This window comes from Reyranella sp., from assembly GCF_004297405.1.
GTDB lineage: Bacteria > Pseudomonadota > Alphaproteobacteria > Reyranellales > Reyranellaceae > Reyranella.
Genome location: NZ_SCVC01000021.1, coordinates 379071 through 399214 on the forward strand (window position 1 = coordinate 379071; position 20144 = coordinate 399214).

The window sequence follows — 20144 nt, forward strand, 5'->3', positions numbered from 1 at the left end:
ACCTCAGGCAGCAACTCACGTTGCCTTGGTCAGCCGCAAGGAAAGGGAGTTCAGGGCATGAAGCCGGCGATAATCTTTGGAATCCTGCTGATCGCGATCGGCATCGCCGGTTTGGCGATCGACAACATCTCGTTCACTGAGCGCAAGACCATTGTCGATGCTGGCCCGCTCAAGGTCACGGCCGATGAGCAGCGCACCATCCCGATTCCGAGCATCGTTGGCGTGGTCGCGGTGGTAGCCGGCGCTGCGATGCTCTTCATGGGACGTCGAGCCCGAGGTTAATTCCCGAGAGGCCAAGTGAAGCGGATGTTGTTCTTGGCGAGACCGTCGAGAACGATCTGCACACCGCCCGACTTCATCATCCATTCCAGACGATGATCGCGATATTCGCGTCGAATTGTGCCCGACGCTAGTCGGTCGGCCGCGTTTGCCATGCCTGCTGCTGCGGCTTCGAATTCCTTGAAGGTCGCGGCAACGGATGGCCTGGGGCAGAGGCGATCTCGCCATTGCGCCAACGGTGAATCGGCCGGCGTGCCCAATCCGTAGAAGAACGAGCGATTGAGATAAGGTGCCACGCTGAGATCGGCCCAGCCGAAAGCGTCGCCATTGAACCACGGAGACTTGCCGAGCCTTTCGGTCAGCCAGGCCTGCAACTCGGCGGTCTGACGTGCCGCCGTTGCCCTCATCTTTTCCGCCTGCTCGCCTTCGGCCCGCTTGAACCAGCGGACTTCGCTCAAGCCCCAGTTCACGGCTTCATAAAGGGTATCGCAGACATCCTCGATCATGCGTGCATTCGCGCGGGCCACCGGATCGCGCAGCAGGAGAGGGGGCGACGGGTATTTGTCTTCCAGATATTCGAGGATGATCGTGGAGTCGAAGATGCGAGCCTCGCCGTCGATGAGAGTCGGCACCTCGTTGCGTGGGCTGGCGGCGGCGAACGCGCCGCCGGCATTGCCGCTACCGAGTGCTGCAGGCGTCTCGACGTCGAAATCGAGGCCCTTCTCGCGCAGGGCGATCTTCACTTTCTGGGCGTAGGAGGAAAGCGGATGCTCGTAGAGCAGCATGGCACCATCTCCCGAACGTTCAGGGCAACTCCAGCCGGACGGCAACCGCAGCGCTGGCGATCACGGCAGGGTCATTGTGATCGGGATCGGCGATGTCGAGACCGCCCTTCACCACTTTTACCGTGACGATGCCGTGCGGCAGAGAGGCACGTACCTTTTCCGCATCGACCTTGTCCGGCTGCTGCACGCCGATCGTGACATCGACGAACATGTCGGTCTTGGGATTGATCTTGAGCGTCCGGATCATCGCCAGCGAGGAATGATGCAGGGCGTCCTGCACCGCGCGCAGGGCCGCCTTGGTGTAGTCACCGCCATGCAGATCGTTGCCGGTGCCCAGCTCGAGGATAACGCGTTTCGCCGCCATGGTGCCGCCTCCGCCTACAGGTCGAGCCGGACGATGGCCGCCGCCTGGGCGATCACCGTCTTGTCCGTACCGGCCTCGTTGGGAATTTCGAGGCCGCCTTCGACGACCTTCACCGAGCCGGTGCCGTGCGGCAGCACCGCAAGCACTTCCTTAGTGTCGACCTGATCGGGCTTCGGCACGCCGATCAGGACTTCGACCTGCATATCGTCGCTCGACTTGCCCAGTGCCGTGGCGACGGTGAGCGAGTTGTGCCACAGCGCATCGCGCAACGCCCGCACGGCGGCCTTGGTATAGTCACCGCCGCGTATGTCGGTGCCCATGCCGATCTCAAGAGCCACCTTCTTCAGCGCCATGGCTTTCTCCCTACGACTTGTTGTCCCTTAGGACTTGGCGAGGCCTGCCTTGATCAGCAACGGCTTCACGTCGACGTAATACTTCTCGGCGAAGGCACGATACTCGGCCGGGTTCTTGTCCCAGGGAACCTGGATGAACTTGGCGAGATACTCCGTCACTTTCGGTTCGGCCGACGCCTGCTTGAAGGCCTGGTAGATCGAATCGACGATCTCCGGCGGCATGTTCTTGGGGCCGACCAGGCCATACGGGCTCTGACCCACGACGTTGATGCCGCGCTCGATCAGCGTCGGCGTATCCTTGTATCGCGGGATACGCTTCTCGGTCGCCATGGCGAGGATGCGGCACTTGCCGTCGTCGACGAACGGCGCCCATTGCGCGGCGTCAGCCAGGAAATGCACCTGGTCGCTGAGCAGCGCCTGCATCCACTCGGCACCTCCCTTGTAGGGGATGTGCGTGTACTTGGTGCCGGTTGCCTGTTCGACTTCGATCATCATGAGCTGGCCGGTGCCGCCGACGCCGCTGGTGCCGTAGTTATACTTCTCCGGCTCTTTCTTGCCGGCAGCGATCATGTCTTCGAGCGTCTGCCAGGGCGAGGTGGACTTCACGACGATACCCATCGTGTAGCCCGACAGGCCGGTGATGTAGGTGAAATCCTTCAGCGGATCCCAGTTGGTCTGCTGGTAGTGGGGATAGCGCAAGCTGTTGATGGACATGATGGCGAGCGTCTGGCCGTCGGGCTTGGCGTTGAGCAGCATCGCCGGCGCCAAAGTGCCGGCCGCACCGGCCTTGATATCGACGACGACTTGCTGGCCCAGGACCTTGCTGACGGTCTCGCCCAGCAGCCGGACATGCACGTCCGTCACGCCACCGGCGGCAAAGGGGTTGTAGATCGTGATCGGCTTCTCGGGCTTCCAGCGTGCCTGGCCGCGCGCGACCATCGGGGCAGCCAATGTGGCGGCGCCCGCAAGAACGGCAAAACGACGACGATTGACGATGATTGGCTTGGACAAGGCGCTTCCTCCCACACGGTACGCATTTGTGCACAGCGAAACGGCTGCCACGAGGCAGCCGTCCGACGTTCCATACAGGCTTGGTGAAAGCGCGTTAAGCGTTACTTCTTGCGGCCTGCGTCGATGCTCCATGGGCCGGGGCCTGCCGCCGCGAGATAGAGGAACACGAAGCAGTAAAGCGCCGCCAGCTCACCGCCGTTCAGGATCGGATAGAAGCCCTTCGGGGCATGCGCGATGAAATAGGCAAACGCCGTCATGCCCGAGAGGATGAACGCCGTCGAACGGGTGAACAGGCCAAGGATAATCAGCACGCCACCCACCAGTTCCAGGATGCCGGCAATGCCCGGCAGCGACGTGATGCTGAGATTGGCGAACATCGGAATGACCGGGATCTTGAACAGCTTGGCTGTGCCATGCTGCAGGAGCAGCAAGCCCGTCATGATGCGCATGATGCTGAGCAGACGTGGTGCCCATGATGCGGCAAGCGCGTCGAAATTCATGTGAAGACTCCCCCGAACTAGTTGCAACAATTCATCCTGAATGCGGCTCGCACTTTCGACAAGCGGCTATCGGTGACTAAGTCACTGATCTCTCAGTATGCGCTCGCGCGTTACATGCGCATTGCATATGATCCGCGGCGCCAGACCGGTCGCAAGAGCCGGCAGTTGTACAAGTACAAGGCGGTATCACCGCCCGCGTGGAGGAAAAATGGCGACGGTCGAAGTCCGTAACGTGCGGAAGGCCTTTGGGCCTGTCGAAGTGCTGCATGGAGTCAGCGTCGATATTGCGGACGGCGAGTTCGTTGTGTTGGTCGGCCCGTCGGGCTGCGGCAAGTCCACCCTGCTGCGTATGCTGGCCGGCCTCGAGAACATCACATCGGGCGAGATCGCGATCGGCGGGCGGGTGGTGAACTCCGTGCCACCGAAGGATCGCGATATCGCGATGGTCTTCCAGAACTACGCGCTCTATCCGCACATGACCGTCTACGACAACATGGCCTTCTCGCTGACCTTGGCGAAGGCGCCGAAATCGCTGATGGACGAGGAAGTCGGTCGGGCGGCCAAGATTCTCGGCCTCGAGCAACTGTTGCATCGCTTCCCGCGCCAGCTCTCGGGCGGCCAGCGTCAGCGCGTTGCCATGGGCCGCGCCATCGTGCGCAACCCGCAGGTCTTCCTGTTCGACGAGCCGCTGTCGAACCTCGACGCCAAGCTGCGTGTGCAGATGCGTTCGGAGATCAAGGAGCTGCATCAACGGCTCAAGGTGACGACGGTCTATGTCACCCACGACCAGATCGAGGCCATGACCATGGCCGACAAGATCGTCGTGATGAACAATGGCTATATCGAACAGGCGGGACCGCCGCTCGAGCTCTACGACCGTCCGGCCAACCTGTTCGTTGCGGGCTTCATCGGCTCGCCGGCCATGAACATGCTGAAGGGCACAGTCAGCGGCGGCACGTTGCGCACGGACGACGGCACGAACTGGCCGCTGCCCGTCAACGGCGCACGGCCGAAGGAAGGGCCGGCTATCTACGGCGTGCGGCCCGAGCATCTCAGGATCGACAGCGAAGGAATTAAGGCGACGGTTCAGGTCGTCGAACCGACCGGCTCCGAGACCCAGGTGCTGATGAAGGTCGGCAGCCAGTCGATGATCGGCGCCTTCCGTGAACGTGTTTCGGCGAAGCCCGGTGAGATCCTGCCTGTCCGGCCCGATCCCGCCCTGGTCCACCTGTTCGACCAGCAATCCGGCCAGCGCCTCTGAGATCGGGGAAGAAAACAAGCAAAGCAAGCAATCAGGAGGAAACGACAATGGTGTTCATCATAAAGCGGCGCGAAGCCGTAATTCTCGGCGCTGCCGCGGCGGCGCTGGCGATGGCCCGCTCGGCCAACGGCCAGAGCATTCCGACGGCGACCGCGACGCCGCCCAAGCTCGACATCGAGAAAGGCGCATCTCTGCGCATTCTGCGTCCCGCGCGTTTCGTCGAGCCCGATGAAGTGATCTTCCGCGCCAACACCGCCAAGTTCGCCAAGGAGAAGGGTGTCGAGGTCCGTGTCGACTTCGTCGGCTGGGAAGATATCCGCCAGCAGACGGCGGTGTCGGCCAATACCGGCGCCGGCCCCGACATCGTGCTGGGCTGGGCAGAGGATCCGCACATCTATTCCGACAAGCTGCTCGAGGTCACCGACGTCGCCGAGTATCTCGGCAAGAAGTACGGCGGCTGGATGTTCCTCGGTGAGAAGTACGGCAAGAAGGCCAAGACCAACAACTGGATCGGCCTGCCGTTCGGCGGCTCGACCGGCCCGATCGTCTATCGCCAGTCGGCCGTCAAGGCCGCCGGCTTCGACAAGGTACCGGGCGATCACGCCAACTTCCTGAAGCTCTGCCAGGCCCTCAAGAAGAACAACAAGCCGGCGGGTTTCGCGCTGGGCAATGCGGTCGGCGACGGCAACGGCTTCGCCAACTGGCTGGTCTGGAGCCACGGCGGCTTCCTTGTCGACGAGGACGGCAAGGTCTCGATCAACAGCAAGGAGACGGTGGCAGCCCTCAACTACCTGAAGGAACTCTACCCGACCTTCGTGCCGGGTACGCTCTCCTGGGGTGACGTCAGCAACAACCGCGCTTTCGCGGCCAACGAGCTGTTCCTGACGGCCAACGGCGTGTCGATGTACTTCGCGCTGAAGAACGACCCGGCGACGAAGCCGATCGCCGACGATACCGACCACGCGCCTTTGCCTCCGGGTGTCGTGGGCAAGCCGCCACAGTCGGCGTTGATCCTGAACGGCATGGTGTTCAAGCACTCGAAGTTCCCGAACGCTGCCAAGGCCTACATGCAATACATGATGGAAGCCGAGCAGTACGATCCGTGGCTGACGGGCTGCCTCGGTTATTGGTCGCACCCGCTCGCCGCCTACGGCAAGAGCAAGGTGTGGGACAGCGATCCCAAGCTCGCCGTCTATCGCGAGGGCATGAACAACCCGTTCTGGAGTGGCTACAAGGGCCCGATCACCCAGGCGGCCGGCACGGTCGCGGCCGAGTACATCCTGGTGCAGATGTGCGCCTCGGTGGCTGCGGGCCAGGCAACGCCCGCCGAGGCGGCGAAGGAAGCCGAGCGCCGCGCGCGCCGGTACTACCGCTAAGAAGGGAACGGAGCGCGGCCGGGTGATCCCGGCCGCGTCTTCCGCCCACATCCTGGCGACCGAGTTCCGGAGACACGATGACTGCCGTCACCCTGACCGACTGGACGCGCACCCGACCGCAACCGACTTGGCTCGGTCGGCTGTTCGACAACAAGGCGTTCCTGATCTTCCTTTGCCTGCTGCCCGCCGGCGGGTTGCTGACGGTGTTCCTCACCTATCCACTAGGGCTGGGCGTTTGGCTCGCCTTCACCGACACCAAGATCGGGCGCACAGGCCAGTGGATCGGCTGGGAGAACTTCGAGTATCTGCTGGAGGATCCGCTGTTCTGGAAGGCGGTGTTCTACAGCGTTTTCTATACGGCGGTGGCGACCTTCGGAAAATTCGCGCTGGGTCTCTGGCTGGCGTTGCTGCTGAACAACCATCTGCCGATGAAGAGCCTGCTGCGTGCCATCATCCTGCTGCCCTGGATCGTGCCGACGGTTCTCTCGGCCATCGCCTTCTGGTGGATCTACGACCCGCAATTCTCGATCATCTCCTACCTTGCGGTCGATGTGTTGGGCGTGCGCACCACCTACTTCGACTTCCTGGGATCGACCTGGCCCGCGCGCTGGTCTCTGATCGCGGCCAATATCTGGCGCGGCATTCCCTTCGTCGCGATTTCGCTGCTGGCCGGCTTGCAGACCATCTCGCCCTCGCTTTACGAGGCCGCACTGCTCGACGGATCCACGGCGTGGCAGCGCTTCCGCTACATCACCTTCCCGCTGCTGCTACCGATCCTCGCGATCGTGATGACCTTCTCGATCATCTTCACCTTCACCGACTTCCAGCTCGTCTATGCGATCACGCGCGGCGGTCCGGTGAATTCGACCCACCTCATGGCAACGCTTGCCTTCCAGCGCGGCATCGCTGGCGGCGAGCTGGGCGAGGGGGCGGCCATCGCCGTTGCGATGATCCCGTTCCTCGTCTTCGCCACGCTGTTCAGCTATTTCGCGCTGGCCCGTCGCAAGTGGCAGCAGGGAGAGGCCAATGACTGACGCCACTGCCAACCAGCCCGAAACCCAGTCGACCGCCACGGCCGTACCGGAGCAGATGGCGTGGGACAGCCGCGCCCGGCGCATGGTGACGATCTATGTGCCGCTCGCCTGCTTCGTCATCATCCTGCTCTTCCCGTTCTATTGGATGACGATCACGTCGTTCAAACCGAACGCGGAGCTCTACGACTACAAGCGCTACAACCCGTTCCTGATCGATAGCCCCACACTCGACCATATCTACAAGCTCCTGTTCGAGACGGCTTATCCGCGGTGGTTGATGACCACGATGGGCGTCGCCGTCTGCGCCACCTTCCTGTCGTTGTTGTCGAGCGTGCTGGCGGCCTATGCCATCCAGCGCCTGCGCTTCAAGGGCAGCCAGTATGTCGGCCTCGGCATCTACCTCGCCTATCTGGTGCCGCCATCGATCCTGTTCATCCCACTGGCGACCACGGTCTATCAGCTCGGCCTGTTCGATACGCCGTTCGCATTGATCCTGACCTATCCGACCTTCCTGGTGCCGTTCTGCACCTGGCTGTTGATCGGCTACTTCAAGTCGATCCCGTATGAGCTTGAAGAGTGTGCGCTGATCGACGGTGCCACACGGCTGCAGATCCTGCGGCGCATCACCTTGCCGTTGGCGGTGCCGGGACTGATCTCGGCCGGCATCTTTTCGTTCACGCTGTCCTGGAACGAGTTCATCTATTCCCTGGCCTTCATCCAGAGCGGTGAAAAGAAGACTGTTCCCGTCGCGATCCTGACCGAGCTGGTATCGGGCGACGTCTACCAGTGGGGCGCGCTGATGGCGGGCTCTCTGCTCGGCTCACTGCCGGTCGCGATCTTTTATTCGTTCTTCGTCGACTACTACGTCTCCTCCCTCACCGGAGCGGTGAAGGAGTAACGAATATCCGCCAGGCCGCCGGAGTCGGCGGACCTGGCGGATGGGGTACCGGCGGGGGTACGTCCTCCGGCTCGGGCATGCCGGGCACCGGCATTTCGGGTGGAATTGGATCCACCTTGCCGGGAACCGGCGGCACGGGCGGGACCTCCCGTGGCGGTGACGGACTACTCGTCCTTGTCATCCGGACGCTGCTGCGGCTGCTGCCCCGGCTTCTGGCCGGGCTTCTGATTTTGCCGCTGCTGCTGTTCGCGCTGGACCTGTTCGCGCTGCTGGCGATCGCGGTCCGGCTGCTGTGAGGGATTGTGCTTGTTGGGGTCGTTCATGGCGTTGTCTCCATGTTCGCCGCGGCTGCCAGAATGGCGCCGCTGAGGAGAAAACGCCCCGCGTCGGAGCGTGGTTGCGCGCTGAGATGTCTAGTTTTCTTGTACTTTTCCGATCCGTTCGACAGCGACCCGAAGCCTCTCGGAATCACGGTCCAGGAAAGTTTTGAACTGAGGTGCGTCAAGATAAGCGATCGGTGTCTCGACCTTGGCCATCGCTTCCTTGAATTCTGGATCCTCGGCCGTGCGCCGGGCCGCGTCTCGCAGGATGGTCATGACGGGTTGTGGTGTGCCAGTCGGCGCGAACAGGCCTGACCAGATATAGAAGGTGGCGTCGTAACCCAGCTCCTTCATGCTGGGCACGTCCGGCAGCGAGGCGAGCCGCTTGTCGCCCCAGACGGCGAGGGCGCGCATCTTGCCGGCCTTGATCTGGCCGATCGCCGCAGACGGCCCCGACGCCAACGCGTCGATCTGGCCGCCGAGAAGCGCCGCTACGGCGGGACCGCCGCCTTGGTAAGGGATGTGGAACAGCTTGATGCCGGCGGCGCCCGCAAAGATTTCCATGGCGACATGCAGGGTGCCGTAAACGCCTGAAGAACCGTAGTTGATCGTGCCGGGCCTGGCTTTGGCGGCATCGACGAAGTCCTTCAGCATCTTGTAGGGGCCGTCCTCACGCACCACGAGCACCGTGGGGTCGGCGCTGATCAGGGCGATGGGTGCGAACTGGTTGAGTTCATAGGCTGGCGTGCGGCCCTGCAGGCGATCCGCCACCGGCAGCACAGAGATCGAAGAGAGTGCCATCAGGATGGTGTAGCCGTCCGGCGTCGAGCGCGCGGCCTGCGCTGCGCCGACCGAACCGCCGGCCCCCGGCCTGTTCTGAACGACGACGGACTGCCTCAGCAGCTTGCCCATCACATGCGCCGTCGGCCGGCCGGTGATGTCGGCGACACCGCCGGGCGGGAAGGGCACGATCATCTGGATCGGCCGGGAAGGAAAGGCGTCCTGAGCCGCCGCACTGAAAGCCAGCGGCAGCAGGGCCGTGCCGGCGATCAGGGTGCGGCGCTGCATGTTACTTCTCCTTCGAGCCGGCCTTCGCCGCGCCGGCCCGCGTCGCGGGATAGGTCGCGGTGAAGCCGAAGATCGTGCTGAGCGCGTTTGGCACGGCGATCTTGTCGAGATCGTCGAGGCCTGCGGTCTTGGTAGGCTTCAACCCCACGACCAGCGGCCCCTTCGGCGCCTTCCAGTCGAGCAGGAACGAGGAGACGGCATCGAGCGCCTTCAGCGTTTCGCCGGTCTGCATCTGTGCGAAGCCAGCCAACGCATCCAGCGCACCGCCTACCAGCTCTCCTGCCGTCGAGCCTTCCTCCTTGGCGAAGGCCGGCACCAGCTTGGCCAGCAACTCCTTGTCGTCGAGAGTGAGCGACGCCGAGCGCAGGCGGCCGTCGTCCTTGGCGCTGCCCATGTCGCTCTTGTCGCTGATGCCATCCATGACCAGCGCCAGGTTGATCTTGGCCTGACCACGCAGATTGATCTCCAGCGTATTCAGCGTCAGTACCTTCGCCGCAGGATCGATACGATAGTCCAAGGCGAGGTCGACCGGCACTTTCGGCACGCCGTAAGGCTCGAGCGAGGAGAAGAGCTCGTCGTCGCCCGTCATGCCTTCGATCTTGAGCTTGGCGAAGCGAGGTGACGCGTCGTCCTTGGAGTTCTTCTTCAGGCGGTCGAAGTCCAGTTCGTCGACCGTGAGCTTCTCGATCTTAACCGTGGTTTCCTTGTCGTTGGTCGCCTCGCTGGCCGGCACGACGGCCACGACGTTGTTCAGGATGAAGCCCGAGGTGCCGAGCGGGCGCGCGTCGGCATAGGTGAATTTTTTGAGTTCGAGTTGAGGCTTGATGTCCTTCTCGAAGCGCTCCAGCCCGTTCTGTGCCGACGCCGTTGCCGCCAGACAGACCACGAGCAGCGCTCCCAGGAACGCCCGCCAAACCGACCGCATGAAATTCTCCCCGCTTTGAGTGAGGAGACCCTAGCATCGACCAAAGAACGAATCGACGCTGTCACAAAGCCGGTGCAGGCTGCGCCGGTAAACGACCAGTTATGGAGACGATCATGATTCGCAAGGCACATGCCGAATGGCGCGGAACTGGCAAGGACGGCAATGGCGACCTCACCACCGATTCCGGCGTGCTCTCCAAGACGGCCTATTCCTTCAAGACCCGCTTCCAGGGCGAGAAGGGCACCAATCCCGAGGAGCTGATCGCCGCCGCCCATGCCGGCTGCTTCACCATGGCGCTCGCCTTCCAGCTTCAGACAGCGGGCTTCACACCGACTTCGCTGTCGACTGAGGCCGCCGTCTCGCTCGATCAGGAAGGCGCCGGCTTCAAGATCAGCAAGTCTGCACTCACGCTGGTGGCCGATGTGCCGGGCCTCGATCAGGCTACCTTCGACAAGCTGGTGGAAGCGGCCGAGAAGGGCTGTCCCGTCTCCAAGGTGCTGAACGCGGAGATCACGCTCACCAAGACGCTGAAGAAGTAGGCTACCGGTATCCGGCAGCCTGTAGCTCGAAGAGCTCGGCATAGCGGCCCTCCTGGGCCACCAGCTCGTCGTGCGTGCCCTGAGCCTCGACCTTGCCGTCGGCAAGGACGAGGATGCGGTCGGCCATACGGACGCTGGAGAAGCGGTGCGAGATGAGCACCGCCGTCTTGCCTTGGCTCAGTTCCTTGAAGCGCTGGAAGACTTCGAACTCGGCACGTGCGTCGAGCGCGGCCGTGGGCTCATCGAGGATCAGCACTTCAGCCTCGCGCATATAGGCTCGGGCGATCGCCAGCTTCTGCCATTCGCCGCCCGAGAGCTCGATGCCGTTCTTGAAGCGCTTGCCAATCATCTGGTCGTATTGGCCGGGCAGGCGCGCGACGACCTCGTCGGCCTGGCTGCGTTCCGCCGCCTGCTCGATGCGGTCCTGATCGCGGCGCGCGTCGATGCGGCCGACCGCGATGTTGTCGCGGGCCGTGAGGTTGTAGCGCACGAAATCCTGGAAGATGACGCCGATGCTGCCGCGCAGCTCGCCGAGGTCGTAGGCGCGAAGGTCGTGTCCATCGAGCAGGATGCGGCCTTCATTGGGGTCGTAGAGCCGCGTCAGCAGCTTCACGAGGGTCGTCTTGCCCGCGCCGTTCTCGCCGACCAGGGCGACGACTTCACCGGCCTTCAGCGTGAAGGAGAGATTACGCACCGCCCAACGCTCGGCGCCCGGATAGGCGAAGCCGACATTCTCAAAGACGAAGCCGTGCTTGATCGGCCTCGGGAAGGGCAGCGGATTCCTCGGAGATAGGATCTCCGGTCGCACCTCGAAGAAGGAGAAGAGATCGTCGAGATAGAGCGCCTGTCCGGCGACCGACGAGAAGCCCTGCAGCAGCTGTTCGAGCAACGTGCGCAAACGGCGGAACGAGCCGGCGAGAAAGGTGAGATCGCCAACCGAGAATTCGCCCGTCAATGTGCGCCACGCGATATAGGCGTAGGCCAGGTAGTAGGCGACCGTGCCGATGGTGGTGAACAGGCCGCCCCAGGCTGCGCGGCGCAACGCCAGGCGGCGGTTGGCAGCATAGAAGGCCGAGGCCAGCCGCTGATAGCGGTCGATCAGGAAGCCGTGGAGGCCGAAGATCTTCACTTCCTTGGCCGTCTCCATGCTCGCCGCAGTCTGTCGAACATAGTCGAGTTCGCGCCGCTCCGGCGTCCGACCGAAATCGAGCGTGTAGCTCTGGGCATTGAAATGCGCTTCGCCGAGGAAGGCCGGCACAAGGGCCACCAGCAGCAGCACGATCAGCCAGGGCGCGAAGACGATGAGGCCGGCGGCGAGGCTCGCCACGGTGACGAGATCCTGCGCCTGGCTGAAGAGCTGGCTCATCAGGGTCATGCGGCCGCTGGTCTGGCGACGGGCGCGTTCGAGTTGGTCCTGGAAACCGGCATCCTCGAAATCCTCGAGGTCCAGGGTCGCGGCATGCGCCATGAGCCGCACGCTGGACGCGTTGGTGACGCGCTCCGCCAGCAGGCTGTCGACCAGGGAGACGACTCTGCCCAGTACATCGGCCAGAACCGCGATGGCGAACTCTGCCAGGAGCAGGAGCCCCAGCTCGTTGAGATGCCCGCTATCCAGCCATTGCTGAAGCGTCGCGGGCTTGTCGGGGAGCTGCACGAGCCGCACGACGTCGTCGATGATCAGCTTACCGACGAACAGCGTCGCCACAGGCAGCAAAGCGCGCAAGGTGCGCAACACCATCGACAGGGCGGTGAGCTGCGGGCTGGTGCGCCACACCATGGCGAGGAAGGGCCGCAGGTTGCGCAATGCGCCGACGCGCTGCTTGAAGGACGTGGGAGTGGCGGCTGAAGGCCCGGGCATGCCGCCACCTTATCCTCGATTGTGGCCTCAAGATTGCGGCCTCGGGGCCGTGAAGATCAGCCCTCGGGCAGCGGCTGGGCGTCGAGCCACTGCCGCGCCGCATGCAGCTCCCGGAAAATGGCGAGCGGCCGGCGTGCCGTCGCGGCGGCGGCAAAGATTTGCGCTTGATTGAAGCTTTCGTCGGAGGCAGCGACGATCGCCACCGGACCGATCTGGCCGTGCTGGGCATAGAGGACCACCCGTTCGCCCAGGGCGCGGAGGTTCTCTTCGCTGAGTGCTGTCGGCGTATGGGTGATCTCGAAAATCTTGCGGTAGGCCATCGCGCCGTCAGCGGTCATCCCGGCGAAATACTTCTCGATGTCGGACACCGTCACCTGGTCCTTGGCGACGGCCACGACCAGCTTGTTGGCATGTGAGATCGTCCAGTGCACGGGCATGGGCGGCTTCCTCTTTCCGTCATTCTATCGTCCCGCGGCGGGCAACGGAATGCGTGGCGGCCAGCCGCGAGGGACGGCATATTTGCCACCCCGGGGGAGAGTTTCATGAATGTCCGCGTCTTCGTTGCCACTGTCGTCGCCTCGTTGCTGGCAGGTTTGATGCCGGCTGCGGCGCAGCTCGAGCCGACGCCGCCTGGCTGGCAGATCGAGCGCGCCATTGTGCTCAGCCGTCACGGCGTTCGGTCGCCGACACAGACGAATGCCGAGCTCGACCGGCTCGCCGCGAAAGCCTGGCCGACCTGGCCGGTGGCGCCGGGCTTCCTGTCGCCGCGCGGCGAGGAGTTGATGCGCCTGATGGGCGGTTATTACCGTCTGCTCTATGGCGCGCGCGGTCTCATCCAGGCCGATGATTGCCCGGCCCCTGGCACGGTGGCCGCCTGGACCGATACTGACCAGCGCACGCGCGCCAGCGGGGCTGCGCTGCTGGCAGGCATGTACCCGCGCTGCGGCAACCTCGCCTTGCGCAACCAGGCCAACTTCGACGTTCCCGATCCGCTGTTTCACCCGCAGCCTTCGGCTTCCTGCCCCATGGATCCGGCGGCAACGCGCAAGGCGATCATGGCGCGTATCGGCGGCAGCTTCGCGTCAGTGCAGCGCGACAATGCCGGGCCGCTTCGCATGATGCAGTCGGTGCTCTGCCCCAATGGCACGACGGCTACGGCGGCTGGCGGCGGGACCTGCGGCGACGCGACCGCACCCACGGCGCTGGAGACCGGCCCGGACGGGCGCACCCGCCTAAAAGGGCCGCTCGGTCTGGGTTCGACAGCTTCGGAAGCCTTCCTCATGCAGGCCGCGGAAGGCCTGCCGAAGGACCAGGTGGCCTGGGGCCGGCTGGCCAGCGATGCCTCGCTGCAGGAATTGCTGACGCTGCACCTGCTCGACATGGACCTCACCGAGAAGACGCCCGAGATCGCGCGCGAGCATGGCTCGAACATGCTGAACCAGATCGCGACTACCCTGGAGAGCGGGCACAAATTTCCCGGTGCCCTGCCGGTCGGTCAGCCTGTCCGCTTCGGGCTGTTCGTCGGTCACGAGACCAACATCTACAACGTGGCCGCCTTGCTCGACCTCACTTGGCAGGTGCAGGGATTCCTTCCGGGTGAGGCATCCCCGGGTGGCGCACTGGCCTTCGAGCAGTTTCGCACCGGCAACCAGCGCTATGTCCGCATCGCCTACTATGCCCAGACGCTGGACGAGATGCGCAATCGCAAGCGGCTCGACTATCGCGATCCGCCGGGCATGAAGACCGTCGAACTGCCGGCCTGCAAGGCGCAGTCGCATCTGCACGCCTGTCCGCTCGAGCGATTTTTGGAGATCGCCAAGGCGGCACTCAACTCGCAGTGCCTGACGCCCGGCACGCCCTAGCCGGACTTCCTTCACACGAGCGGTTGCCAGCGGCCGAAGCGCCTGTCTAAAGTGGTCAGACCACGGACTGACCAAGGTTCGCATGCTCGATATCGTCCGCCAGGACACCGACGAGAACCCCAGTGGCGCTGATCGTGTTTTCACGTTCTTCCGCGATCGGCTGCTGTCGGGGGAACTGAAGGCGGGTGATCGGCTGCTGGGTGAGCGAGAGCTCGCGTTGACGCTGGGCGTCAGCCGCCCGGTCCTGCGCGAGGCGCTGCGTTCGCTTGCCATGCTGGGTCTGCTCGACATTCGCCATGGACGCGGCGCCTATGTGCGGTCGGCCGACGCCTCCGTGCTGGGTCAGGCCTTGACGCTCTGCCTCGCGCCCGAACCCAACATTCTCGACGATGTGCTGCAGGCCCGTATTGCGATCGAATGCCAGGCGATCCGGCTCGCCTGTCTGCGGGCCAGCGAACGTGATCTGCAGGCAATCGCCGCCTTGCTCGATACCTTGGTCGATTCGCTCAACGATCCTGAGACCGGCGGTGGCGCGGATTACGCCTTCCATCTCGCCATCGTGCGGGCCAGCGGCAGCAGCGCGCTGATGAAGATCTACGAAGCGATCTCGCCGTTGCTGATGCGCAGCCATGTCGAGCGCCGCCGCGACACGTTCCGCGAGCCTGCCATCACCTCAGGCCTGGTCGAAGCGCATCGCCAGGTGTTCCTGGCTTTGGCGCAGCGCGATCCCGACGAGGCCGAGCGCCGATTGCGCGCTCACTTCGCCATCGGCGACGAACTTCGTCGCAAGAACCTGATCTCCACGTACCAAGGACAAGGAAAGGCTTCATGAAAATCGTCGTCGGATCGGATCACGCAGGCTTCCCGATGAAGGCGGAGCTGCTCGCCTTCCTGCGCGAGCGCGGCCACGAGGTCGAGGATGTCGGCTCCTACGATCCCAATCCGGTCGATTTCCCGGATGTCGCCCGCAAAGTGGCTGAGGCAATCACCTCCGGCCGGGCCGAGCGTGGCCTGATGGTTTGTGGCACCGGTGTCGGCGCCTCGATCGGTGCCAACAAGATGAAAGGCATTCGCGCAGCCGTCTGCCACGACGTGCATTCGGCGCATCAATGTGTCGAGCATGACGACGTCAACGTGATGTGCATCGGCGCGCAGATCGTGGGGCCCTGGCTCGCTAAGGACCTGATTGCCGCCTACCTCGACGCGAAATTCTCGACGGCGGAGGAATTCCGGCGCCGCGTGGCCAAGCTCGCCGACATGGATGCCGGCCGGTAGAGTTCAAGCAAACAACGAAATCAAAACGGAGGAAACGATGAAGAAGATGTTGTTGGCCGTAGCGCTTGCCGCGGTGGCAGTCATGGGTGTGAACGCGGTGGCACATGCCGATGCGCTCGACGATATCCGCAAAGCCAAGAAGATCCGCATCGCCGTCGACCTCGGTGTGCCGCCCTACGGCATGACCGACGACAAGATGCAGCCGACCGGCTCCGATATCGAGACCGCAAAGCTGTTGGCTCAGGATTGGGGTCTGGAGTTCGAGCATGTGCCGACCACCGGTGCCTCACGCATCCCATCGCTGCAGACCGGCAAGGCCGACCTCGTGATCTCGACGCTCTCGATCACGCCGGAACGCGCCAAAGTCATCGACTTCTCGAAGGGCTATGCCGTGCTGCGCACGGTCATCGCCGCACCCAAGAGCGTGAACGTGAAGAGCATGGCCGATCTCGACGGCAAGACCGTCGGGACCGTGCGTGGCACCACCCACGACACGCAGCTCACCAAGGAAGGCCCCAAGGGCATGAAGCTGGTGCGCTACGAGGACGATGCGACCGAAGCACAGGCTTTCCTCTCGGGCCAGGTCGATATCTTCTCGACGGCCGAGCTGCTGGTCGCGCCGATCGACAAGAAGAACCCGGCCCGCCAGGTCGAGGTGAAGTTCGTGCTCGACACCTTCAAGCTCGCCGTCGGCGTCAAGAAGGACGAGAAGCGGTTGCTCGAAGAAGTGAACAAGTGGATCGAGACCAACCTCAAGAACGGCAAGCTGGACGCGATCTACAAGAAGTACCACGGCAACGGCCTGCCTGACGTCATCCTGAACCAGTAACAGCGGGTTCTTCCATGAAGACCGGTACGGTGCTGCGCTCGCTCCTGGGCGTAGCCTTTGCGGCGGTCCTGTTCGCCCTGCCGGCGCAGGCCGATACGCTCGACGACATCAAGAAGGCGGGCAAGGTACGGATCGCGATCGACCTCGCGATCCCGCCCTTCGGCATGACCGACGACAAGATGCAGCCCACTGGGTCCGACGTCGATCTGGCGCGGTTGCTGGCCAAGGATCTCGGCGTCGAGCTCGAGATCGTGACCACGACGGGCCCGACGCGCATCCCGTTCCTGCAGACCAACAAGGCCGACCTCGTGGTCTCGACCCTGTCGATCACGCCGGAGCGCGCCAAGGTGGTCGACTTCTCGATTCCCTATGCGGACCATCCGTCGGTCGTCGCCGGCATGAAGTCGGACACGATCAAGCAGATGTCCGACCTCGACGGCAAGAAGGTCGCGGTCGTGCGCGGCACGACACAGGACACCGACCTGACGCGACAGGCCAAGGGCGCGCAACTCGTGCGCTACGAGGACGACGCCACCATGGCACTGGCCTTTGCCTCGGGGCAGGTCGACGTTCTCGCCACGGCGCGTTCGCTGTTGCCTGCCATCAGCAAGAAGAACCCGGCGCGCACGCTCGAACCCAAGATCACCATGCAGACCTTCTATCTCGCCATTGGCATGCGCAAGGGCGAGCCGCGGCTGCTCGAATGGGTGAACAACTGGGTGCGGACCAACCTGCAGAACGGCAGGCTGGTCGCCATCTACAAGACCCATCACGGCGTCGATATCGACCCGGCGATGCTCCTCAAGGCCGGTGGCTGACCGCCGATGCGGCTGAGCCATGTCGTATAAGTTCGATTTCGAGTTCCTGGCCGAGCGCTGGCCGGACTTCGTGGCGGGCGCCTGGCTGACGATCCAGCTTACCGTGGCGTCGATTGCGCTCGGCTTCCTGGTCGGAACGGTCTGCGCCCTGGCCCGCGTCTATGGCGGGCCGGTGCTGCGCCGGATCGTCGGCGTCTATGTCGAGGCGATCCGCAACACGCCGCTGCTGATCCAGATCTTCATCGTCTATTTCGGCCTCTCCAGCCTTGGGTTGAAGTTGAGTGCCGAGGTCTCGGCCATCGTGGCGCTGACCGTGAACATGGGTGCCTACACGACCGAGATCATGCGGGCCGGTATCCAGTCGATCCAGCGCACCCAGCTCGAAGCCGCCGATTGTCTCGGCCTGACCCGACTGCAAACCATCCTGCACGTCGTGTTGCTGCCGGCGATGGAACGCGTCTATCCGGCGCTATCGAGCCAGTTCGTGTTGCTGATGCTGGCTTCCTCGATCACCTCGCAGATCTCGGCTGAGGAGCTGACGGCGACCGCCAATCTCGTGCAGTCCGACACCTACCGCAGCTTCGAGGTCTACGTGATCGTGGCTGTCGTCTATCTCGCTCTCTCGGCGCTCTATCGCTTTGCCTTGTGGGCGATCGGTCTCGTGCTGTTCGAGCGTCGGCGCCGGCTGGGGACGCCGCTGTGATCCAGCTCAGCTCGACCCACATCCTCTACCTCATCGAAGCGGCGCGCTGGACGGTGCTGCTGTCATTGATCGCGTTCGCTGGCGGAGCTTTGGTCGGACTGCCGCTCGCCCTGATGCGGGTCTCGCGGTCGAAGCTGCTGCGCGGTCTGGCGAGCGTCTACATCCAGATCGTGCAAGGCACGCCGCTGCTGATCGTCCTGTTCCTGTCCTATTTCGGCCTGGGCATCCTGGGCTACAAGCTCGATCCGCTGGTCGCCGCCGGTATCTCCTTCACGATCTACGCCGCGGCCTTCCTGGGCGAGATCTGGCGCGGCTGCATCGAGGCGGTGCCCAAGACACAGTGGGAAGCATCCGACTGCCTGGGCCTGAATCCGGTTCAGCAATATGCCTATGTGATCCTGCCACAGGCCGTACGTATTGCGACGCCGCCGACCGTGGGCTTCATGGTCCAGATCGTGAAGAACACGTCGCTCGCCTCGGTGATCGGTTTCGTCGAGCTCGCCCGCGCCGGTCAGATCGTCAACAACTCGACCTTCGAGCCGTTCGTGATCTTCGCCGTGGTCGGCGCGATCTATTTTGCCATCTGCTACCCGCTGTCAGTGGCGAGCCGCCATCTCGAGAGGAAGGCCAATGCCGGAAGGTGAGGCAGTCGTCCGCGTCCGCGACGTCATCAAGGAGTTCGGCCCGTTGCGCGTGCTCGACGGCGTGGGCTTCGAGGTAGTGCGCGGGCAGACCGTGGCGATTGTCGGCCGCAGCGGCTCGGGCAAGAGCACTCTGCTGCGCTGCGTGGCCGGTCTCGAGACCATCCAGGGTGGCGAGATCGAGGTTTGCAGCCATCCGGTCGGCCGTCCCGGCAGTGCGGCGCGCGCCCAGCTCCGGCGCGATGTCGGGATGGTCTTCCAGAGCTACAATCTCTTTCCGCACCTCACGGTCGAGCGGAACATCACCCTGGCGCTGACTCTCGTGAAGAAGCAGCCTCGCGAGGAGGCCAAGAAGCGGGCGGCCGAGGTGCTGGGGCTGGTCGGCCTTACCGACAAGATCGGTGCTTATCCCGAGCAGCTATCCGGTGGTCAGCAGCAGCGCGTGGCGATCGCCCGGTCGCTGGCGTTGCAGCCACAGGTCATGCTGTTCGATGAAGTCACATCGGCCCTCGATCCCGAGCTGACGGCCGAGGTGCTGGGCGTGATGGAGGACCTGGCGCAGCGTGGCATGACCATGATCACGGTTACCCACGAGATGGGCTTCGCACGCCGGGTCGCCGACCTGGTGGTCTTCATGCACAAGGGCAAGGTCTGGGAGATCGGCCCGACGGCGGAGCTGTTCGCCAATCCTCGGACGGCGGAGTTCCGCCAGTTCGTCGGCAGCGAGCTTTAGCGGTCGGCGAAGAGTGCCGCGTCGCGCCGGACGGCACTTTCATTGGCCATCAACACGAGCCCGTAAGTGGTCGCCAGCACGAACACGATGGTGGCGTAGAGCGTATAGGGATGGAACTCGGCCACCCGGCCGGGAGGCAGCCATTCTGCCGACTGCAGGGCAAGCGTCGCCGCGCGAACGAGCCTCGCCAGGCCGAGCCCCGCCAGGGCGAGCGCTGTTGGCAGCCGACTGGTGAGGCCATCTCGGTGGCGGCCCTGCCAGACTTCATAGGCGGCACCGCTCGAAAGCAGGCCAAGAAACAAAGAGAAGGGTATGGACGCAGCATTGCGGCCGGCACCGGCTGATTGTGCGGCGCCGCAGATTGCGAGGTAGGCGATAACGATCGCCGCTACGAGAAGCAGGAAGCGACGAGCGTCGACACTGTCGTCGTTGAACTGGCGAACGCCGGTCCACAGCACGGCAAAGCCGGCGACGATCACGGCATTGGCGGCCAGCACGATCCAGGTCGAGGAAGCGGCGGAGGGAAAGCGCAGGATCAGCGCGCCGAGGCTGCTCAGCAGCAGCGCGGCGGCCCAGGCGCGCAGTCCCGGCGCATCACGATGATGGTACCAGGTGAGAAGGGCCGCCCCGGCGCCACAGGTCATGACGATGCCACCGACCAGGAAGAGCGTCTTGACGTTGAGTTCCATGGCGCGGCGCGAACTCGGAGCGC

25 protein-coding genes are annotated in these 20144 nt (G+C 63.9%); 15 read left to right on the plus strand and 10 right to left on the minus strand.

Annotation, left to right across the window (positions count from 1 at the left end; genetic code table 11):
- Window positions 1-57: 57 nt before the first annotated feature.
- Window positions 58-282: a hypothetical protein gene (locus EPO50_RS15455; RefSeq protein ID WP_296345515.1), complete on the plus strand. Its 225-nt coding sequence runs from the start codon at window positions 58-60 to the stop codon at window positions 280-282.
- On the opposite strand, the gene EPO50_RS15460 is transcribed toward EPO50_RS15455, so the two are convergent.
- The 5 genes from EPO50_RS15460 to EPO50_RS15480 all read right to left on the minus strand — a co-directional run bounded on the left by EPO50_RS15460 (window position 279) and on the right by EPO50_RS15480 (window position 3292).
- Window positions 279-1064: a glutathione S-transferase family protein gene (locus EPO50_RS15460; RefSeq protein WP_296345517.1), complete on the minus strand. Its 786-nt coding sequence runs from the start codon at window positions 1062-1064 to the stop codon at window positions 279-281. The two genes, EPO50_RS15455 and EPO50_RS15460, sit on opposite strands and share 4 nt — an antisense overlap.
- A gap of 19 nt (window positions 1065-1083) precedes the next feature.
- Window positions 1084-1428, minus strand: coding sequence for a Lin0512 family protein (locus EPO50_RS15465; protein WP_020698164.1), 345 nt, complete (start codon window positions 1426-1428; stop codon window positions 1084-1086).
- Window positions 1429-1442: 14 nt separating this feature from the next.
- Entirely contained in the window at window positions 1443-1781 is a 339-nt protein-coding gene (locus EPO50_RS15470; protein WP_296345519.1) for a Lin0512 family protein, read from the minus strand.
- 27 nt (window positions 1782-1808) lie between these two features.
- Window positions 1809-2792, minus strand: coding sequence for a tripartite tricarboxylate transporter substrate binding protein (locus tag EPO50_RS15475; RefSeq protein ID WP_296345521.1), 984 nt, complete (start codon window positions 2790-2792; stop codon window positions 1809-1811).
- Between the two features lie 101 nt (window positions 2793-2893).
- Window positions 2894-3292: a DoxX family protein gene (locus EPO50_RS15480; RefSeq protein WP_296345524.1), complete on the minus strand. Its 399-nt coding sequence runs from the start codon at window positions 3290-3292 to the stop codon at window positions 2894-2896.
- A 208-nt stretch (window positions 3293-3500) separates the two neighbouring features.
- Here EPO50_RS15480 and EPO50_RS15485 point away from each other — a divergent pair, with 208 nt between their 5' ends.
- The 5 genes from EPO50_RS15485 (at window position 3501) to EPO50_RS15505 (ending at window position 8157) form a co-directional block, all read left to right on the plus strand.
- Window positions 3501-4553: an ABC transporter ATP-binding protein gene (locus tag EPO50_RS15485; RefSeq protein WP_296345526.1), complete on the plus strand. Its 1053-nt coding sequence runs from the start codon at window positions 3501-3503 to the stop codon at window positions 4551-4553.
- 47 nt (window positions 4554-4600) lie between these two features.
- Window positions 4601-5929 (plus strand): extracellular solute-binding protein, encoded by a 1329-nt coding sequence (locus EPO50_RS15490; RefSeq protein ID WP_296345528.1) that lies wholly within the window; start codon window positions 4601-4603, stop codon window positions 5927-5929.
- A gap of 77 nt (window positions 5930-6006) precedes the next feature.
- Complete coding sequence (locus EPO50_RS15495; protein ID WP_296345530.1) at window positions 6007-6963, plus strand: carbohydrate ABC transporter permease; 957 nt, start codon at window positions 6007-6009, stop codon at window positions 6961-6963.
- Complete coding sequence (locus EPO50_RS15500; protein ID WP_296345532.1) at window positions 6956-7861, plus strand: carbohydrate ABC transporter permease; 906 nt, start codon at window positions 6956-6958, stop codon at window positions 7859-7861. The genes EPO50_RS15495 and EPO50_RS15500 overlap by 8 nt, the downstream gene beginning before the upstream one ends.
- Window positions 7862-7938: 77 nt before the next feature.
- Window positions 7939-8157, plus strand: a complete 219-nt coding sequence (locus EPO50_RS15505) for a hypothetical protein (protein ID WP_296345533.1) — start codon at window positions 7939-7941, stop codon at window positions 8155-8157.
- A gap of 117 nt (window positions 8158-8274) precedes the next feature.
- Here the strand turns inward: EPO50_RS15505 and EPO50_RS15510 are convergent, their stop codons facing one another.
- A complete protein-coding gene (locus EPO50_RS15510) occupies window positions 8275-9249 on the minus strand; it encodes a tripartite tricarboxylate transporter substrate binding protein (RefSeq protein ID WP_296345534.1) in 975 nt (324 codons plus the stop codon).
- Between the two features lies 1 nt (window position 9250).
- The gene (locus EPO50_RS15515) at window positions 9251-10174 is read right to left on the minus strand and encodes a hypothetical protein (RefSeq protein ID WP_296345536.1); all 924 of its coding nucleotides are present in this window, start codon (window positions 10172-10174) and stop codon (window positions 9251-9253) included.
- A 113-nt stretch (window positions 10175-10287) separates the two neighbouring features.
- On the opposite strand from EPO50_RS15515, the gene EPO50_RS15520 reads away from it, so the two are divergent.
- Window positions 10288-10713 carry an OsmC family protein gene (locus EPO50_RS15520; protein WP_296345538.1) on the plus strand — a complete coding sequence of 142 codons (426 nt, stop codon included), beginning with the start codon at window positions 10288-10290 and terminating at the stop codon, window positions 10711-10713.
- Between the two features lies 1 nt (window position 10714).
- On the opposite strand, the gene EPO50_RS15525 is transcribed toward EPO50_RS15520, so the two are convergent.
- Window positions 10715-12571, minus strand: coding sequence for an ABC transporter ATP-binding protein (locus EPO50_RS15525; RefSeq protein ID WP_296345539.1), 1857 nt, complete (start codon window positions 12569-12571; stop codon window positions 10715-10717).
- Window positions 12572-12627: 56 nt separating this feature from the next.
- Window positions 12628-13008, minus strand: coding sequence for a hypothetical protein (locus EPO50_RS15530; protein ID WP_296345540.1), 381 nt, complete (start codon window positions 13006-13008; stop codon window positions 12628-12630).
- 105 nt (window positions 13009-13113) lie between these two features.
- On the opposite strand from EPO50_RS15530, the gene EPO50_RS15535 reads away from it, so the two are divergent.
- The 8 genes from EPO50_RS15535 (at window position 13114) to EPO50_RS15570 (ending at window position 19432) form a co-directional block, all read left to right on the plus strand.
- Window positions 13114-14433, plus strand: a complete 1320-nt coding sequence (locus tag EPO50_RS15535; RefSeq protein WP_296345542.1) for a histidine-type phosphatase — start codon at window positions 13114-13116, stop codon at window positions 14431-14433.
- 82 nt (window positions 14434-14515) lie between these two features.
- Window positions 14516-15265 (plus strand): FadR/GntR family transcriptional regulator, encoded by a 750-nt coding sequence (locus tag EPO50_RS15540; protein ID WP_296345544.1) that lies wholly within the window; start codon window positions 14516-14518, stop codon window positions 15263-15265.
- Complete coding sequence (gene rpiB, locus EPO50_RS15545) at window positions 15262-15708, plus strand: ribose 5-phosphate isomerase B (RefSeq protein ID WP_296345546.1); 447 nt, start codon at window positions 15262-15264, stop codon at window positions 15706-15708. Before EPO50_RS15540 ends, rpiB begins: the two co-directional genes overlap by 4 nt.
- Window positions 15709-15745: 37 nt before the next feature.
- On the plus strand, window positions 15746-16537 hold the full coding sequence (locus EPO50_RS15550) for a transporter substrate-binding domain-containing protein (protein WP_296345548.1): 792 nt from the start codon (window positions 15746-15748) through the stop codon (window positions 16535-16537).
- Window positions 16538-16551: 14 nt separating this feature from the next.
- On the plus strand, window positions 16552-17355 hold the full coding sequence (locus EPO50_RS15555) for a transporter substrate-binding domain-containing protein (RefSeq protein WP_296345549.1): 804 nt from the start codon (window positions 16552-16554) through the stop codon (window positions 17353-17355).
- 19 nt (window positions 17356-17374) lie between these two features.
- Window positions 17375-18058, plus strand: a complete 684-nt coding sequence (locus tag EPO50_RS15560; protein WP_296345551.1) for an amino acid ABC transporter permease — start codon at window positions 17375-17377, stop codon at window positions 18056-18058.
- On the plus strand, window positions 18055-18702 hold the full coding sequence (locus EPO50_RS15565; RefSeq protein ID WP_296345553.1) for an amino acid ABC transporter permease: 648 nt from the start codon (window positions 18055-18057) through the stop codon (window positions 18700-18702). The genes EPO50_RS15560 and EPO50_RS15565 overlap by 4 nt, the downstream gene beginning before the upstream one ends.
- Window positions 18689-19432 (plus strand): amino acid ABC transporter ATP-binding protein, encoded by a 744-nt coding sequence (locus tag EPO50_RS15570; protein ID WP_296345555.1) that lies wholly within the window; start codon window positions 18689-18691, stop codon window positions 19430-19432. Before EPO50_RS15565 ends, EPO50_RS15570 begins: the two co-directional genes overlap by 14 nt.
- Here EPO50_RS15570 and EPO50_RS15575 read toward each other — a convergent pair.
- Window positions 19429-20121, minus strand: coding sequence for a hypothetical protein (locus EPO50_RS15575; protein WP_296345557.1), 693 nt, complete (start codon window positions 20119-20121; stop codon window positions 19429-19431). The two genes, EPO50_RS15570 and EPO50_RS15575, sit on opposite strands and share 4 nt — an antisense overlap.
- Window positions 20122-20144: the final 23 nt, after the last annotated feature.